Here is a 17348-nt window from a genome sequence, read left to right on the forward strand (position 1 = left end):
ATGACCCGCACGCGCGCGCCTGATCCCGGATCACAGCGTAGTCACCCATCATCTGAACGATGGCCGATCCGTCCGGCAGCATCGCCAATTCTTCAGCCGCCTGCGCCTGAAACTCCCGACTATATTCCACAATCGGCGGGCATGCCGCCACGCCGCCTTTTTCAAATCCCGCCGTTGCGCAGCCGGTCAACCAGCTCGTCGCGATTGCGAGGACGACGAGCCGCCGCCTCCAGCATCTGGCGTTGGATTTCATTGGCCTTCTCCGTGGTTTCGAGACGTTCAGCGATCCGCCCGACGTGCTCCCCGGTGCGGCGGATCGACAGGAGAAACAGGACAATGGCGACCGCGATGGCACCGTAGCGCAGTACGGCCCTCGCCCATGGAGCGGCGGCGATTCCGCCGAAAAAGGTCGCGATCATCGCCGCCCCCGCTTCCAATCATCAAGGCGGGCGTAGATCGTGACCGCGATGCCGCCGAGCGCGACAGCGATGAAAACCCAGCGAAGCGTATCGAGATACGGCACAAGCGGCAGGATCGCGGATTGGGTCTCCGCCAGGACGCTCTGGGCGACTTCGACCCCGGCTGCGCCCAGCGTCGCCACCCCGGCCGCCCCGCCACCCTTCATGGTGCGGCTGTCGGCCAGCACTTCGCGCGCAGGCGGGGTTTCAGCCGCGAAGGCCGTCGCTCGGACCGGGAAGCGCTCGCCCCATTGGCGCGGCGGGCCAAGATCGACATGGATGAAGCCCGAGCGCGGATAAAAGCCGAAACCAAGGAACCCGATCGCGCGTGCCGCGGCCTCGAATGCCACAGGATCGTGGTTCGTCATGGCGATGTCGAAGGCCGCGCCGTCCATGTGCTTCGACCGGGTTGCGCCACCGACGGCACGATTGTGCTCTGGGCTTCGATACGCCGAGCGGACGATCAGCGACTTGCCCAGCCGGTCCCGCAACGCCTGCAGCTTGTCCAGTGCAGGTTCGTTGATCAGCAGCTTGCCGGTGCCGCGGCAGGCGATTTCGGCGGGTGAGAAGTTGGGCCAGCGCCAGGTGCCTTCCGGCAGGTCGCGCCAATGGTTGTAAAAGGTCGTGGTCATGATGTCCTCCAGAAACGAAAAAACCCGCCACGTGGGCGGGTTCAGGTTGGTTCGTGAATTGTTGCGATGGGCAGCTACGGGCCGCCGCCGAAGATCTTGAGCTTGATCGCGATCCCGGCCAGCAGCGCCAACATCACACCGGTGGTGATCATGCGGACAGCGGTCTGCATTGCAGTGCGGCGCACTAGCCGGATACAATCGAGCAGCGACCGCAGATCGCGGATATCCAGTGCGGCCTCATCGCCGTCGAGGCCGACATCGGCGAGCGCCCGCTTGGCGCCTTTTTCGGCGGCCCGCGCCAGCATGGCCTCGAACTCGGCGTCGGGCATGCGCACAAAGCCCTGATCAGATCGGGGTGGCGTCATGGGATCCTCCTTCCGCCGCTCAGCCGACCTTGCAGCCCCAGAAGGACGTGTGGTCGGCCGCGAAATACCCGTCCTGCGCGCGGAAATACCCCTGCAGCTCAACGGTATCTCCCGCCGTCAGCGGCACCATGGTCTGCAGCCAGATCGCGGTGGCCAGCGAGACATGGGTGGCCGAGATCTCGCCGAAGGAGCCACGAATTTCCGCTGTCCCGTTTAGGACCAGCCGCCCGCGCATCCGCGCCGAGTTGCTGGAATTGATCTTGTAGAGCAGCGTTGCGCCGAACAAATATGTCCCATCGACCGGCGCGGTGAAGAGGCTGGTCCCAGCATCGAACGCGCCCTGATCATTGTAGTCGGTGTTGTTGAGGCCGATCTTCGTCCAGGTCCCGACGCCAACGTAGTTGTCGTAGTTCGTGTATGCCTTGAACCGCGGCAGCTGCGGCTGATCGACGATGCCGTTGGCATTGTCGACGATGAGCCCATCAAAGAAGGTGCTGCCGCCGGCGGAAACAGCGACGCGGAATTGATCGGAGCCAAAGAGGCCGACCAGCGCTTTGGTCACGAAACCGCTCTGCAGGGTCAGGCCGAGATCGTCGCCCGCAGCCTCCTTGTTCATGGTGTAGAACAGATCGCCGGTGCCGCCTTCGGCCATGGTCTTCGCCGTCCAGAGCGCGGCGTTGAGCTTGGCCGAGAACGGATTGGCGGCATCGGCGGTGGTCCCCAGCCCCAGTAGTGAGAGATTCTGCAGAGCGTCCGGGGTCGTGCCGACCCAGCCGAAACCGTCATAAACCAACAACAGAGCTTCGTCCTCGACCCATGCACGCCAGCCGGTCCGAGGCGGCAAGCGCAGCCATGCACCATCGGTGAACAACGCCACATTCAGGTCCCACCCCGCCCAGTCACCGGTGCCCCCGCTGGCCACGATGTAGCGGTCGCCATCGGCGGGACTGCCGGGTGGCGCGGTCAGGTCCTGGTCCCGGACCGAGAGTTGCACGAGCCCGTCAAGCAGTCGCAGCGCCTCATTGTGGGTGATATGCTTCTGAGCCTGCGCCGCCAAAATGTATGGGAGCAGCAGGTTGGTCGTAGTGTCGGACATAGCGGTCCTCAGAGTTGGAGCGTGACGGTTTTGGCCGCACCCCGCCCGATCAGGGCGGAGAGCTGGTAGATACGGATTGTCAGCGTGTCGCCGGGCGCGAGCAGCGCCCCCCAATCGGCCGTTTGCTGGGCGGCCGTGTAGATCGCGCTGGTCGTGGAGGCGGTCAGCACGCGCTTCACCGTGGCGCCGTCGAGGATCTCGACCTCATAGGCTTCGACCTCTTCGATCAGCGGCGCATCGACTGCGCCCCAGTTGTCTGCCGCGAGAGCCCGGGATCGCCGCGTCCAGCGGATGGTCAGATCGCCCGGCGTGCGCGGCTTGCGCCATGGCTGCTCCACATGGGCGACCGAGAATGGCCGCAAGCCCACGCCAACCGGTGTGAAGGAGGCCGCAACATAGGTCTCATCGCTGACAGACCGGCTTGCCGGGCCGATGCGCCAGTTCCACGGCAGCCCGAGATCCGCCTCTGCGATTGGCAATGAGGCCAGAGCGTCGTCCAGCACCACAACCCGCGCGCCTACCGGAGCCGGATTGGCCATGGCACCTTCGGTTCCGCGTTGTCCTCGCAGCAGACGCGTCATGCGGTACCGGCCTGGCGCGATCAGGTCTGCTGTGCCTGCCTGGACGATTTCCCAGGCACCTGACGCGCCCTCGATGGCGAGAGCGTTGGCACCTCCGAACAGCATCAGGTCCGTGACGCTTTCCAGTGTGCCAGTCAGCAGATCGACCACCAGCGCATTGCCGAGATCAAAGCGCGAGGTCGGGCCTGAATAGAAATCCGAGACCAGCGTCCCGCTCCGGGCACGGCCGCCAAATGTCGTTAGCAGCTCGAAGCCATCGGTAGAGGGACTGCGGAACACCGCCATTTCGCCCGGCCAGGGAACGGCGTGCGCTGCGGCGAAGGGCCGATGCGCGGGTTGATCCTCGGTCAGTTGTGGCAGATCCAGCAACACTGCCTCGGGTGCGCCAAACACTACGGCCTTCGAGAGCGAGGACGGTCGTGGCGATCCGGGCGGAAGGTCGTGGGCTTCCCGATCCTGGCGGACCGCTTCGATCCCGCGTGCCTCTGCGTCGGCGATGGAGACCAGCCGCAGCGGAATGTGCCTCCCGTCATGTGCCAGCTTCACGACGTCTGCTGGATCCAATGCCAGCCGCGATGGCGGCAGGCGGAATGCAGCTGTCTCCCGCCCGGTCCAGGCTTCCATCAGCGCGCGGCGGCAGCGGCGTTCGGCTTCCTCGGGCGGAACTGCCATGGGGAAGCTCTCGGAGGCAATCCGCGAGGTGTCCACGGTGATGCGGCGCGCCTCGACAAGGGCGGCGTCGTAATCCTCGTCGGCGCGCGCGACCTGCCATTTCAGGGCCTGCGGCAGTTCCGTCTCCTGGCCGCGCGTCAGCTCCAGCACGTCGCCTTCGCGGGCGGCGACCAGATCTTCGGGCGCGAGGGTGGCGACGGACGCCCGCCCGCGCATGATGAAGCGGATCACGCCCTCGGTCTCCACCGCGTCGAAGCCGAAGTGTCGCGACAACGTGGTGATCGAAGCACGCGGGCTTTCCAGCGCGCCGATCGCGTAGCCCTCGACCGCGCCCCACAGTCCGGAGACATCAATACGGTCCTCGGTCAGCCCGGCCCGCAGGCAGAGGTGCCGCACGAGCGCTGCCAGCGACACTGCGCCAAGCCGACCCGTCAGCCAGTGGCCGAGCCGCCAGTTCGCCCCGTCCGTCCAGACGTCGGTCAGCGCCGGGAAGAACGGATAGGGCCGTGCGTCCCAGGTCCAGGCCGCGCATTCGGGGACATGCACCATCCGGCCGCCGTAGACCGACGACAGCGGGTTGTTCGCGGCCTCACGCCACCACAGGTATGTCGCCTCGAGATAGGCCCGCTGGATCGCGTCGTCCCGCCAGCCCCGCGAGAAATGCGGCGTGAAGCTCTCGGACGACTTAGGGTCGAAGAACACGTTCGGCTGGTTGGTGCCGCGGTCGATGGCCGGGCAACCGAGCTCGGTGAACCAGATCGGCTTAGACTGCGGCACCCATCCCGTTGGGCTTCCGCTCTCCACTCCCCCCGGTCGATTGTAATGCGCATTCGACCACCAGGCGCGCAGATCCTTGTAACGGAACACCCACGGCTTGCTGGCGGCCCCGTCCGTGACAGGGGTGCGCACCTGAGCCGACCGGTCAGCGGCGCTGCCGTAGAACCAATCAAAACCTTCGCCACCCGCGATGTTCCCCTGCAGGTAGGCTCGGTCGTAGATCGCGGGCCAACCCTTGGCCGCGTCGGCGTGCTCGAACCCGTCCCGCCAATCCGACAACGGCATGTAGTTGTCGACCCCGACGAAATCGATCTCTGGATCGGCCCAGAGCGGATCGAGATGGAAGAACACGTCGCCGCTGCCGTCGACCGGCTGATGCCCGAAATACTCGCTCCAGTCGGCGGCATAGCCGATCTTCGTCCCCGACCCGAGGATCGAGCGTACATCTGCGAGCAGATCCCGATAGGCCTGCACCGCGGGATAAGTGGATGCGCCCGAGCGAATGGTGGTGAGCCCGGGCATCTCGGTGCCGATCAGGAAGGCATCGACCCCGCCCGCCGCCGCGCAGAGATGGGCGTAGTGCAGCACCATGCGCCGCAAACCCCAGTCGCCGGGCGATCCGGTCCAACTGACACTCTCGCCCGAGACGCTGAAATTGGCGGGTGTCGCGGCACCAAATAACGCCGTGACCTGCGTGGCGGCAGTGACGGACTTGTCCACGGTCCCGGCGAACCCCGCCGCCGGGGAACAGGTGATCCGCCCCCGCCACGGGAACGCGGGCTGGCCGGTCTCGGCGGCATTATCAGAATACGGGTTCGGCAGGGTGTTCCCGGGCGGAACATCCATCAGGATGAACGGATAGAAGGTGACCCTCAGCCCGCGCGCCTTCATCTCCTGGATCGCCTGAACGACGGCGAAGTCGGATGGCGTGCCGCCATAGACCGGGCGATCCTGATCGTCACGGCTGACGAGGAAGGCGCTGGCGCGGCTCACGCCGTTCACCGACCAGCTGGAGGGCGTGGTCGATTTCGCGGACACCTCGACGCCCGGCCGGACCTTGCAGGATCCCGCACGCAGATCGTCGCCGAACCATGCCACGACCAGTGACACGCTCTCGACCTTCGGGGCCATGGCCTGCAGCCGGTCCAGCGCCACAAACATATCGGCGGTGTCAGTCAGCGCATTGAGGTTCTCAGGCTCAGACGATCCGCTGCCGCCCTTCCGGATGCCCTGCGTGGCATAGGCGAACTCGCCCGAGGCCGGGATCATGGTGACAGCCTGAGTCAGCCCCTCTGCCGTGTCCGGATCAGCGAGCGGGCGGAACACCTCGAAACTCAGCTGTGGGATGCGGTTGCCGTAATTCCCGAGCGGCATGTCCTCGAAAACCACATAGGCGGTGCCGCGATACGCGGGCGTATTTGCCGCACCCATCTTGGCTGTGATGAACGGATCGGCCGCCTGGCTCTCATCGCCCGGATACCAGCGCCATTTAATCCCGGCGGTGTCCAGAAGCTTGCCGTCGGCCCAGATGCGGCCAATGCCGGTGATCGGCCCCTCACAGAGCGCGACCGCGAAGCTCGCGTAATAGAAATACTCGGTGGTCTTGACCTTGCCGCCACCGCCGCCGCCCTTGCCGCCACCCTGCGTGGTGGTCTTGGTCTCCTCACGGAAATCCGTCGCCCAGACGATGTTGCCACCGATCCGCATCCGGCCATAGAGGCGCGGGATCACCGCCCCTTCGGTGGCCGAGGTGATGCGCAGATTGTCCATCCGCGCGCCTTCGATCCGCTGTGTCGGTGCCAGCGACGAGATGATCCAGCTGTCGACGACCGAGCCAAGGGTGGAGCCAATGAAGCCACCGATGGTGGCGGCGCTGACGCCGAGGATCGCGCCGCCGATGCTGCCGCCAATGGCAGCACCTGCGGCACCAAGAACGAGGGTGGCCATGGGGGGATCTCAGCGTTGTGGAAATAGGAAGGCGAAGGCGATGCGCCGCCGCCAGGATGCAGTGAGCGGTTCCTCGATTACGCCGAGACGCTCGTAAGCGTGGAGGAAGGTGTCGGGACCGGTGAGGATCCCAACATGCTTGGCAATGGCGCGCGGCTTCATGCGGAACAGGACCAGCGCGCCCGGTGCGACGTCAGAGGGTGCGATTTCCGGCATCATGCGCCGAGCTCCCTCGGCCAGAACTTCGTGCGGGCCGGTCTCGCCCCAATCCCGGCTGTAGGGCGGGATCGGGAACGGCTCTGGCCCAACGACTTCGCGCCAGACGCCCCGGGCGAGACCGAGGCAGTCGCAGCCGACGCCATTGAGGCTGGCCTGGTCGTGGTATGGCGTGCCGAGCCATGACCGCGCGATGGTGATGACGCGTGCGGGATCAGCAGAGGTCAAAGCACGGACCCCTCGTGCCCGCCATCCTTGGTGGCATAGCGGAGAACCGCATCTTGGCCGGGGATGTGCGGGAAACCCCGGAAATTGGCGGTATTGGCGAACTTGGCGCTGCAGGTCTCGATACGCTTGTCGCAGCCTGCGCGAATGGTGAAAGCATCACCGCCCGCGATAGATCGCACTGGTGCTTCGAGCAGCGTCAGCACTGCGATGCCGTCAGTTAGGTCATGTGCGATGATCTCTGCCTGCCGCCCCACATTTGCGCCACCGGTCCATTCGACCGTGCCGAAGGTGAACCAGCCGGAGGTAAAACTGCCGAGCCCAGATGCGGTGAAGGCCCGGTCGCGCAGGAGATCAATGACGCCACCTATGCCCCTGAACGCGGAGTTCTCCAGATCGATGCCGCAACGGGCGTCGCCGAGTGCGGCATCGCAGGTCGCCTGGAAGGTCAGTCCCACCGTCTGCCCAAGTACGTGAGCCAATGACCGAACCTCGGCCACGAAGGCCAGTCGCCCGCGCCGGATCTGGCCGATGGCCCCGCGCCGCATCAGGACGCGCTGGCTGGTCTCGGCCCAGTTTACCCGCCAGACCTCGACCTCGGCGTTGTCCCAGCGGCCGTCGAGGATATCGGTCTCGGTGATCCGGTCGGAGGTCAGTACGCCCTCTCCGTCCTGTGCATCGACCGACAGGTCGGAGCCAGAGCGCACCTCTGACGCCGTCAACCCGCTTTCCGGCTCGAAGTTCGTGCCGTCGAACGTCAGCGTCCGGTCGTGGTCAGTGAAGCCGAAGGTGACGCCGTCGGCACGGATGATCCGCCAGCACCAGGCGAGCGTTGTTGTCCCGTCGTCCAGATGCGCTTGCAGATCGGGGTTGATGCTTTTCATCTTCGGAGTTCCATAAGTGGGATGGATGTGATCGAGCCCAGCCGCTCAAGATCGAGCGTCACGTCGAGCGCGTCGGTGTCGAAGCGGACCGGCACGTCGAACTCGAAGCCTGCGGTAATCGCGACGCTGGAACCCGGCGCGGTGTTGAAGATGATAACGCCGGTCGTAGCATCGACCGACCAGCCGGAGAGCTGCTCCACCCCACCAAGCGCGATCCGCACGGTTCCTGCCACCGGCTTCGCGATGGCGCGCGTCCAGGATTGCACGCCGGAAATGTAGCGCTTCACGAGCTGGAAGGCGGTCATCGTGCCGTCGCCAGTGCCAATCGCCTGATCGGTGGGAGATGGTGTGCCCGAGGGCAGGCAGGATTTGTGGTCGCCCCAATCCTTGAAGCGGAAACCATGCAGGCGGCCATTCCGCGCCTCGAAGAAAGCGACGACAGCTGCCAGATCGTCTGCGCGGCGGATGCCATAGGCGACGTCGTAGCGGCGGCGCGAGTTGGCCCAGCTGGCGTTGCGCTCCTCGTCGCCCGAGGCGAGCTCGACGATCTCGGTGCGGCGTTCCGGCCCGCCGCGTGCGCCCCGGCTGATATTGTCGGGAAACCGGACCTCATGAAACGCCATCACATGCCCCTTCGCCCGAGCGACACCGCGCGAGCGATGTCGGCCGCGACCTGCGTGCGGGACTGCCTGAAGCTCTCGGCGTCGCGCGCCATGATGGTGACATTCACGCCACCGGCTGCGCCGTAGCTCTGAGCTTCGCGGCGAGACAGCACGCGCTCGCCGCGTTGCAAGATGGCCGGGACTTCATCGTGGCGCAGCCCCGCCACACCGCCGGAATGCATCCGGGGCGCAGCCGCAAAGGCCATCGCCGGAACCATCCGCGAGGGGCCCGCCGAGCCGACCATGCCGCCCGCATGCAGGATGTTCGCGAAGATACCGCCCGCGCCGCCAAGCGCGCCGGAAAGCGCATTGGCGATCGGTCCCAGAATGAACCGCCGCGCAGCCAGCTTGGCGAGATCGGCGATGAGCGAGGTGACGAGATCGCGAAAGTTCAGCTTCCCAGTCTTTACGAACTCGCCCACGGCGTTTTCGGCCGACTGGAATGCGCCGACGAGGCTCTGGCCGATATCACCGCCGATGTCGCGGGCCTTTCTGGCGTAGTCAGACAGCGCGGCGGTGACCGCCTGCCAGCCGGTAACGGCCGTCTCGACGTTGGGCCCGGCCGCAGCAGTCGCAGCCCCCACGGCATCGCCGGCATCGGTCGCCGCCTGTCCGGCGCCATCGAGCGCGGTCTCGAACCGTTCCGCCGCGGTGGTGGCCTCGGTCAGCGCGTCTGCGCCACCCTCCGCGCTGCCCTGCACCGCGTCACGCAGGGCCTGCCAACTCGCGAGTGGCGCACGCGCACCTTCGGCCAAATCCCGCGTTGCACCGCGATAGGTATTTGCGGTGGCAAGCGCAGTATTGGCCGCTTGGGTGAGCCCGAGATCGGGTGCGGCGAGCGGGTTGTCCTCGAAAGCCCGGTCAAAGGCAGTCTGAGCAGCGGTCGTCGCAGCCGTCGCGGCACCCTCGAAGCGGTTCTCGATCTGGCCCAGCTCGAGATCGGGAATGATCGAGATGCGCCGCTCGGACCCGAGCGCTTCCAGCCCCTGGTTGATGCCGCCTATGAAGCCGTTGATGCGCGAGACCACGCCGTTCAGCATTGCCTCGACGCCGTCGACCAGGCTGTTGGCCGCCTGGAACGTCAGATCGCCAATCGCGGCGGGCAGCAGCCCCCAGATCGCCTTGATCGCCTCGTAGGCGCCTTCGAAGGTGTTCGCGGCGGTGTTGCCGAAACCCAAGACGCTCTCGATGGCGCTCTGCATTCCGGAGGCGGCATCGGCCTTGAGATCGAAGAACATCGCCGTGGCGGCAGCGCCCGCCGCCGCAGCTCCCATCTTGATGCGGTCCCAGACCTCGACAGCAAGGTCCTTCAGGAGCGACATCGCCTCACCAAAGCCCCCCGCGCCCGACACGAGGCGGGTGAACTGATAGACGAGCTCGCCCGCGCCAACGATCAATGCCCCGATGCCGGTGCGGATCAGCGCCCCGCGGAGGAGGACAAGCGCGGTGGCGAGACCGCGCACGGAGAGCGCTGCGACAGCCATCCCGGCGACCCAACGCCCTGCAAGAAAGGCCACAAATGTTGCGGCAAAGGTGGTCAGTCGGCCGATATTGTCGAAGAGGCCCCGGATCGCGATGCCGAGCGGCCCGGTGCGACTGGCCACGGCCGCCATGGCGTTGGCGACTGCTTCCAGCGCGGGTGCGGCGGCCACGGCCAGCTGGTTCGACAGCCCCCGCCAGATCAGGCCGAGCCGAGAGATCGCATCGTTCGTCCGCTCGATCTGCTCGGCATCCTGCTCGGAAACGACCACCCCGAACGCGAGGACGTCCTCGGTCGCCTGGCGAAGCGTCGCGGTGTCGATCCGCGACATGGCGATGGAGCCTTCCTCGCCGAAAAGTTGACCGGCGACGGCCGCGCGTTCGGCGGCGGGCACAAATTCCTCGATGGCCGCGTTGATCGCACCCACACGCTGGTCCAGCGGCAGCGCGATCAGATCATTGGCCGATAGCCCCAGCCGGTCCAGTGCATCGGCAGCGGGACCAGTCCCGGCGGCTGCCTGGCTGAGACGGCGCGTGAGGTCCTTCGTCGCCTGCTCGATGCCCGACATCGACACGCCCGCCAGCTCGCCCGCGCGCTCCAGCGTCTGGATCGAGGCGACCGTGGTGCCGAGGGACTGTGCCAGCTTGGCCTGCGCATCCACCGTCTGCAGGCCGGAGCGCACCATGGCGACGCCAGCAGCAGCGGCGGCGGCCACTGCAGCGGCAGCGGCAATCCGAACCCGTCGCGAGAACGCCGCAAGCCGGGTGTTGGCTGCTTCCATTTCCCGGCTGAGCCGTCCGAAGCCGCGTGCTCCAGCCTCGCCGACACCTTCCAGTTCGGCGCGCACCTGTCGACCGCCCACCGCAGCAAGGCGGACAGAAACGCGCTTTTCAGCCATTGGAGTGTTCCATCTGTTCGTTGAGTTTGGCGACCATCACCGCCTCGACGACGGGCAGCAGTTCGGCCATGGCCAGCGGCGGCACGCCGAGCGCGTCACCGAGCGCCAGCGCGGCGGACATGTCCCAGCCGATCACCGCGCCCGGCAGAACGCGGAGCTGGCCGCCGAGACGGCCGACCAGGTCCCAGACCTGCCAACCCTCATGCGTAAGGGGCCGGTTCAGCCGCGCCGGGCAGTCTTTGCACGCTTCCGCGCAGGCTTGGCAGTATCGGTCGCCCCCGCCGAAGGACCACTCGGCAAGGACGCGGAGACGTTTTTTTCCTGTTCCAGCAGCAGGCCTTTGGAGACGTAGGTCAGCTGGAAGGCCTCGAAGATTGGCCAAACATCGAGCAGCGCGTCGATGGACTCGGGGCTCGGCTCGATTGGTTTCCCGTCGGCGTCCCCGATGCCATCCCAAGCGAGCACAGCCCGTCGCGCCAGCGCTTTGGCGAAGGCGACCGCGCGCTCCTCGTCCGAGGCCTCCTCGGGCACCGCTTCAACGGCGGGATCGCTGCGCGTCGCTACCATCAGGGCGGTCGTCAGCGGGCGGAGTTGCACCCGCACACCGGGCACCAGGTCATGCCAGCGGGGCGCGTTCGTCAGATCGAGAGTGAGCATCAATAGGTCTCCACATCGTTCAATAGGGTCGCGGTGCACATCCGGCCGACCGTACTGTCGCGCGCGGCTTGCCAGTCGAACGTGGCCTGCACGCCCTCCGGCCCGGAAATCTCGATGCGCGGACGCGGTAGATAGACGGCATGCACGGTGAAGGTGAAGCTCTCGCCAGAGGGCAGCACATAGGCGAACTCAAGCTCGCAGGGATCGCCGTTGATCGCCTGCGTCACCAGCGTCTGGTCCGCGAAACGCACTTCGATGGAGCCAGTCAGCGCGGCGATGGACGGGTCAGCACCATCGATGCGGCCGTCCGAGCGGATGGTCTCGATCCGGTCGAGGTTGTTGGCGTAGGTGATGTCGGCTGAAACCACATTGCCGAGGGCGGAGCCATTCCGCGCGATCGCCCCGTTGAAATGGCCGAAGCGCTTCAACTCGAGCGCGGCGGGTGTCCCGGCGCTAGTCGTCGTGCCGACAGTCTCGCCCTGCGCCACCAGTCGGGCCGTTGCGGTCAGCAGACCAGATCGCTGCATCTGCCAATTGATCTGGTCGAGCACGCATCCGGAATACATCGCGTAGCGCGGCACCTCGGGCATGCCTGTCTCGATGGACATGCTGGGCAGCGTCCAAGAACCCGACTGAAATTCATGGGTCCATGGACCGGTGCCGGTCGTGGTCGGGTCACCAAAGGCCGCCTTCAACCAGAACCCGAAGGCCTCGGCGTCCAGTGGCAAGACAACATCGCCGTCCGCCGTAACCGCGTCCTTGATTGGTGCTAGCGGATCACGGCCGTAACCCAGCAGTTCCGAATTGAGCAACGGCTGCTCTGCACCGAGCGAGGTGCTGGCAAAGGGCATTTTTGTGAAGCCACCCACCGGCGGCGTTCCATAGGTCGTTTCGAACGCAAGCGCCATCTGCGCCCGCGCCCCTTGGGCTCGTGCCATTGTGTTCTCCTCGGGTTGTCGGGGTCAGCTGAGTGGATCGGCCGTTGAGTAATGCAGCACCACCGGAATGACGGCGGCCTTCAGGCTGGCCGCGCCCTCGACGGGTAGATCGACCGGGCGCGGCGCTTCCGCCTCGACCCAGTCGCAGAGCCCGCCCAGAGTCCGGTCGGCGGCGAGCGCCGTGCCGATGGTGGCGCAGAGCGTGTCGAAGGCGTCGTCACGGTCAGTGCCCTGCACGACAGCCTCGATCTCGGCGCTATGCTGATAGTGGTAGCGCAACGGCGACAGCGTTACCTCGGGCTCGCCCGGTTCGCCGTCGCGCAGGATCAACAGCCCCTCGGCCGGGATGCGCTCGGGCAAAACCTCGCCGCGCAAAGCGGTGGCGGGCAGCGCCGAAAGCCGCACGTGCAGCGCGGCGAGGATGGTTTCGCGAGGGGTGGGCATACTTCACGCCGTTGTGCAGTTAGAAAAGTGTGGGCCTAAAGCCATCGGATAGTGGGCCTGACAGGATGCACCGGTTTATCGCGTTGCGCAGAACGTGGACCATGCCCAGTATGCTATAAGAGCATGCCAAAGTGCCACCAAGTGCAATGAGAAGGAATTGAGAAGTGCGTCGATCTATTCAGATCAATAAGTCTATTCATCCACGAAGCTCGTCGCGCTGCGCAATCGCTCCACATCGGAATGGGTGGTGAGCTATGGCGACCGAAGCGCTCCAACCCTTAACCGAATTTTTCCAAGACCTAAGCCCCCTCAGTTCCGCAATTGCATCCAATGTTGTTGTGATCGGCATTTTTGGGTGGCTTGCGCAACGCTGGGCAGCAAAACGCCTAGAAGCCATGAGGCTTCAGAATTCGCAGCAACTTGAAAAGACCAAGTCGGAATTGGCTGCGATGAGAGAGGAACTCAAATCAAATATCGACAAGAGAATGATGGTTTTTCAGACTCATTTTGAGCTTGAGTTCAGCCATTTCAAACGCCTCTGGGAGATGTGTGACGAAGCGTTGGATTACGCCGCATCGGTTCCGCATCTATACGAGGTTACTTGGTTAGATGAAGAAACAAAGCAGTCAGAGAAGGAACGATCCGTTACCATGTATGATTGTTGCAGGGTTCATCTCAATGATGCACGAAAAATGCGGCCGTTCGTTCCATCGGAAGTATCGGACGCTTCGAAGGAGATGCTGCGAATCTGCGTGGAGATCACTCAAGAATACATGAGTGTATACAAGTTCATGCATGAGGATCGCAAGGATGGCGGATACTGGGACCGGAAGCCAGCACGAGAGAAGGCCCAAGAGGATTTCAGAAACGCCCAGCGGAAATATGACGAAGTAGCATCGCTCATTTCGAATAGGATCTCATCTTTATACGCGCTCAATCCCGATGAAGGTCGTTAGCGGGTCGGCCACACCTGAGTGCGAAGCAATCGTCGTAGCAAAGCGGCAAGCTCTTCGTCAGAGCATTTTCTCCACCCAGTTCGCCACGATGAGCCCCGGCACGCTGTCCAACGCCCGGTCTGCATCCCGCGCCAGGTCCAGCCGCTTCGGCAGTTTCACCTGCGGCACCAGCAGGAAAACCGGCGCGGTGACCTTTCCTCGCCCGGTCTTCGAGCGCGACACCACCGCCTGACCCTTGGTGTTCAACCGCCCCTCCGCAACCAGCAGGCTCGGTCCGTTCCGGAGATAGACGAAGCGCAGACGCAGCCCGCGCCGTCGCTCCCATTCGCCGGGGGTGATCCGGCCGCCGCGTGTCGATCTGCCTGCGGCGGGCAGCGGGATTGCCAGCCAGAAGCCGTCCTTCGAGCGGATCAATGGACCAGTGTCATGCGCGCCGACGATAACCGGAGCCTTGGACCAAACCAATGCTGCCGCGTCCAGGCTCTCGCCCGACCTCGGGAAGTTCTGCTTGCGAATCGAGTTCGCAAGCCGTCGCCCGAGACCTGCGCCAGTAATCTGCATGCGCCACGAGGACTTCAACCCGGTCCCGGCCTCGCGCATGGCGGCTGTCACCGCGCGCTCTCCGGCCGCGACCTCTGCTGCCATCATAGCCACGATGTCCGGATCGATGTCGAGTTTGAGCTTCACGCGGGCCTCAGATCCACGGTCCAGACGAGCCGCTCACGGTCGCGGACGGGTTCGCTCTGGATAAGGAAGGCGTCGCCGTCGATCTCGATGCGGTCGCCGGGTCGTGGGGACGGAACCTCCGCGACGCGCAGGTCGATCCGGGTCGTTTCCGACCAGAGCCGGGCATCGCCAAAGTCGGTGATCGCATCAGCCTGCCGCGAGACGATGCGCACTAGCACAGGCGCGCCGCCCTCGGAGGTGTAGATCGCCTCTCGCCCGATATTGGGATCCGCGAACAGCGCATCCAGAATGGCGGCAAAGGCCGTCATCAGAAACTCGCGTTCAGGCGCACCCGGCCGATGGTGTCACCAGCCCCGCCCGCCACGGCTTCGGTGGCCACGCCGATCAGCGTGTTCGCCGTGGCGGTCTTGGTAGCTTCCTTGTTGGTGTTGTCCCAATAGACCTTGTCACCTGCGGACCAGGCCTGACTTGCGACCTTTTTCAGATCGAAGATGCCGACGAGTGCTGCCTCAACGGTTTCGGCATTGGCGGCATCCCCGGCGGCCACGCCGAAGATGGAGCCGACAAGCAGGCCGTTGCCTGAGGTCACGGCGTAGGGCGCGGTCAGGGTGATGGTGTTGCCGGGTTGGACGTAGTTTTTCATTGCGGGATCCTTTGCAAACAGGAACGGGCGGCCCGATTGGACCGCCCGTCAGAGGTGAGATTTCAGCGATGGCCCGGTTTATGCGCCCGGGTTCTTGTAGAGGCCGCGCCAATCGATGGCCTTGGCGCCAAAGTCGAGGCGGCACTTGATTTCGACGCCGTCGACGTCGAAGCCATTGCGGGTTTCGATGTAGGCGCCCTGCTGGCCTTCGAGATAGGCGTATTCGATGGTGTCGATCTGGTTCGGGCTGGCCGCCAGATACCAGGCGGTTTCGCTGGCGGCATCGAGCCGTGGCTCGCTGATCGGCGCGAGCGTGCGGATCGATTGCGGTACGACGTTGGAGGTCGCGGCGGGCACGAGGTTCTGCGCGACCATCTGCTCGGCCTTCAGTTCCAGCGATGCAGGCACGATCAGGAAGGCAGGCCGCACGTTGAGCACCGTCTTCTTGTCGAGGCCGGTCTGCTTGGCCATCGCCGCCCGCGCCGCGCCCACGGCATCGACCGCCAACGCCGCACCGGTGCCCGCGAGGTTCTTGTGGCTGGTGTGGAACAGCGCATTGCCGTCGGCCATCGCCGGGTTGGCGGTGATGATGCCCCAGACCACGTCCGACTCCAGCTGGGCGATGGAGTTGCCGTACATCGCCGGGATCCGGGTGAAGGCGTCGAGGTCGTCGTTGATCAGCGTCTGGCGGGTGATCGCGACCACCCGGCCATAGGTCTTGACCTTGTAGCTCTCCTTGCTCTCTCCGAGCGTGCCACGCTTGAACTCGCCGCTCTCGCCTACTTCCAGCAGCTGCGGGGCCTCGCCGAGCTGCACCCGGTGCATCGCCTTGAAGTCGGTGGCGAGCACTTGGCGGCAGAACAGCATGAATGTGCGGGGATAGGCGTCGTAGGCCTGCCGCAGGGTCTTGTTGGTCACCGCCGACAGGATCTCGGGGAAGTCGGAGGTCGAATGCAGGGCCCGCGTTGCCACCTCGTCGCGCGACAGGCCGCGGGTATTGACCCCGGCATTGCCGAGGCTCTCGCGGGCCAGTTCCATGAGCGTCATGCCGCGATACTGGCGGGCGGCATCTTCCAGCTGGAACAGTGTCGGGCTGTAGCGGTGCAGCAGCGCATTCGCCACGGCGTCGCGGCGGGTGATCTGCTCGTCGCGGCCGCCCAGCGGGATCGAAACCTGGCTGAAGGTGCGGGTTTCTTCGGATTTGGCGGCGACCTGATCGAGGATCAGACGGCGGGCTTCGCCGATATCGGTCCCGCGCTTGACTAAATCCTCGGCAAAGCTGCGTTCGAGGTTCAGACGTCCTGCCAGATCATAGATCGTGGAGACGCGGTCGCGTTCGGTCTCGCGGGCCCGGGTCGCGACAGCTTCGGTATCGGGTGCGGCGGCAGTATTGGCCTTCTGCGGTTTCGGCTGCGCGCGGGTCTGGGCGGCAGCGTCCTTCGGCTCGCTCACAGGTGTCTTCGGTTCGGTCACGGTGGTGTCCTCGGTTTTGACCGGTTCGGTCGGCTGGGTGGCTTGGGTTTCGGCGTCGCTCGCCGGATCGTTGGATTTGTCCGTCATCGGGATGGCTCCTGTGTTGGTGGGTGGGACGTCCCGGCGATGAAGGACGCAATCGTGAAGGGGGGATTGGGCGCGGAAGCCCGCAGCGGGATCCGCGCCAACGGGCACGGCGGACACCTCGAAGGGCGTCCAGTCCACCGCGCGCCAAAGCTCGCGGGCGGCTTCGGGTTTGGAGACCTCAAAGCGGTGGACCTGGTAGCCGATGGAGACGGCGCGGATATGGCCCGCCTGGATGTCGCGCCAGATCGGCTCAACATCGGCGCGCTCAGAAATCCTGACCTGAGCAATGCCACGACCGTTTTCGATACGGGCGGACCCCGGGACGACAGAACCGATCACGGCATCCAGCGTGTCGATCTCGTGCACCTTCAGAAACGGCGCGCCGGCGTTCAGACGATCCAGCCGCACATGGGCCGGATCGAGGCTCAGCTCTTCCTCATAGGGCTCGCCGAACAGGGTGGACCGGCGGACCCGGGCCCCAGCCGACCAGATCACCTCGACGGTGCGGGCGTCGGTGTCCGCTGAGTTCGGCGCAAGCTCCGCCATCCGGCGCAAGGCCGGGATTTCGAT

The 17348-nt window shown here is 65.3% G+C and carries 18 protein-coding genes; 1 reads left to right on the top strand and 17 read right to left on the bottom strand.

Translation table 11 applies throughout. From position 1 onward, the window contains the following. Positions 1-161 precede the first annotated feature (161 nt). The 13 genes from J1C49_RS09005 to J1C49_RS09060 all read right to left on the bottom strand — a co-directional run bounded on the left by J1C49_RS09005 (position 162) and on the right by J1C49_RS09060 (position 12932). The gene (locus J1C49_RS09005; RefSeq protein ID WP_227445489.1) at positions 162-419 is read right to left on the bottom strand and encodes a hypothetical protein; all 258 of its coding nucleotides are present in this window, start codon (positions 417-419) and stop codon (positions 162-164) included. Further along, positions 416-1090, bottom strand: a complete 675-nt coding sequence (locus tag J1C49_RS09010) for a D-Ala-D-Ala carboxypeptidase family metallohydrolase (protein ID WP_227445490.1) — start codon at positions 1088-1090, stop codon at positions 416-418. The genes J1C49_RS09005 and J1C49_RS09010 overlap by 4 nt, the downstream gene beginning before the upstream one ends. A 74-nt stretch (positions 1091-1164) precedes the next feature. Beyond that, on the bottom strand, positions 1165-1455 hold the full coding sequence (locus J1C49_RS09015; RefSeq protein WP_227445491.1) for a DUF6127 family protein: 291 nt from the start codon (positions 1453-1455) through the stop codon (positions 1165-1167). A gap of 19 nt (positions 1456-1474) precedes the next feature. Beyond that, entirely contained in the window at positions 1475-2551 is a 1077-nt protein-coding gene (locus tag J1C49_RS09020; RefSeq protein ID WP_227445492.1) for a DUF2793 domain-containing protein, read from the bottom strand. Positions 2552-2559: 8 nt separating this feature from the next. Next, positions 2560-6528: a glycoside hydrolase TIM-barrel-like domain-containing protein gene (locus tag J1C49_RS09025; protein WP_227445493.1), complete on the bottom strand. Its 3969-nt coding sequence runs from the start codon at positions 6526-6528 to the stop codon at positions 2560-2562. Positions 6529-6537: 9 nt separating this feature from the next. Then, positions 6538-6972, bottom strand: coding sequence for an NlpC/P60 family protein (locus tag J1C49_RS09030; RefSeq protein WP_227445494.1), 435 nt, complete (start codon positions 6970-6972; stop codon positions 6538-6540). Further along, entirely contained in the window at positions 6969-7853 is an 885-nt protein-coding gene (locus J1C49_RS09035) for a DUF2163 domain-containing protein (RefSeq protein WP_227445495.1), read from the bottom strand. The genes J1C49_RS09030 and J1C49_RS09035 overlap by 4 nt, the downstream gene beginning before the upstream one ends. Then, a complete protein-coding gene (locus tag J1C49_RS09040; protein ID WP_227445496.1) occupies positions 7850-8476 on the bottom strand; it encodes a DUF2460 domain-containing protein in 627 nt (208 codons plus the stop codon). The genes J1C49_RS09035 and J1C49_RS09040 overlap by 4 nt, the downstream gene beginning before the upstream one ends. Beyond that, positions 8476-10893, bottom strand: a complete 2418-nt coding sequence (locus J1C49_RS09045; protein WP_227445497.1) for a phage tail tape measure C-terminal domain-containing protein — start codon at positions 10891-10893, stop codon at positions 8476-8478. Before J1C49_RS09045 ends, J1C49_RS09040 begins: the two co-directional genes overlap by 1 nt. Continuing rightward, positions 10886-11014, bottom strand: a complete 129-nt coding sequence (locus J1C49_RS21710; RefSeq protein WP_255670639.1) for a hypothetical protein — start codon at positions 11012-11014, stop codon at positions 10886-10888. The genes J1C49_RS09045 and J1C49_RS21710 overlap by 8 nt, the downstream gene beginning before the upstream one ends. A 98-nt stretch (positions 11015-11112) precedes the next feature. Then, on the bottom strand, positions 11113-11550 hold the full coding sequence (locus J1C49_RS09050; RefSeq protein WP_227445498.1) for a hypothetical protein: 438 nt from the start codon (positions 11548-11550) through the stop codon (positions 11113-11115). Next, complete coding sequence (locus J1C49_RS09055; protein ID WP_227445499.1) at positions 11550-12488, bottom strand: phage tail tube protein; 939 nt, start codon at positions 12486-12488, stop codon at positions 11550-11552. The genes J1C49_RS09050 and J1C49_RS09055 overlap by 1 nt, the downstream gene beginning before the upstream one ends. 24 nt (positions 12489-12512) lie before the next feature. Next, a complete protein-coding gene (locus tag J1C49_RS09060) occupies positions 12513-12932 on the bottom strand; it encodes an acyl-CoA transferase (protein ID WP_227445500.1) in 420 nt (139 codons plus the stop codon). Positions 12933-13186: 254 nt separating this feature from the next. On the opposite strand from J1C49_RS09060, the gene J1C49_RS09065 reads away from it, so the two are divergent. Next, complete coding sequence (locus tag J1C49_RS09065; protein ID WP_227445501.1) at positions 13187-13888, top strand: hypothetical protein; 702 nt, start codon at positions 13187-13189, stop codon at positions 13886-13888. 57 nt (positions 13889-13945) lie between these two features. Here J1C49_RS09065 and J1C49_RS09070 read toward each other — a convergent pair whose 3' ends face one another. The 4 genes from J1C49_RS09070 to J1C49_RS09085 form a co-directional block, all read right to left on the bottom strand. Further along, positions 13946-14575 (bottom strand): DUF6441 family protein, encoded by a 630-nt coding sequence (locus tag J1C49_RS09070; RefSeq protein ID WP_227445502.1) that lies wholly within the window; start codon positions 14573-14575, stop codon positions 13946-13948. After that, positions 14572-14883: a hypothetical protein gene (locus tag J1C49_RS09075; protein WP_227445503.1), complete on the bottom strand. Its 312-nt coding sequence runs from the start codon at positions 14881-14883 to the stop codon at positions 14572-14574. The genes J1C49_RS09070 and J1C49_RS09075 overlap by 4 nt, the downstream gene beginning before the upstream one ends. Then, complete coding sequence (locus J1C49_RS09080) at positions 14883-15218, bottom strand: DUF2190 family protein (RefSeq protein ID WP_227445504.1); 336 nt, start codon at positions 15216-15218, stop codon at positions 14883-14885. Before J1C49_RS09080 ends, J1C49_RS09075 begins: the two co-directional genes overlap by 1 nt. A 78-nt stretch (positions 15219-15296) precedes the next feature. Next, a complete protein-coding gene (locus J1C49_RS09085) occupies positions 15297-17324 on the bottom strand; it encodes a prohead protease/major capsid protein fusion protein (protein WP_227445505.1) in 2028 nt (675 codons plus the stop codon). Between the last annotated feature and the right edge of the window lie 24 nt (positions 17325-17348).

Origin of the sequence: Cognatishimia sp. F0-27 (genome assembly GCF_020667845.1) — a bacterium.
Lineage (GTDB): Bacteria > Pseudomonadota > Alphaproteobacteria > Rhodobacterales > Rhodobacteraceae > JAFMPQ01.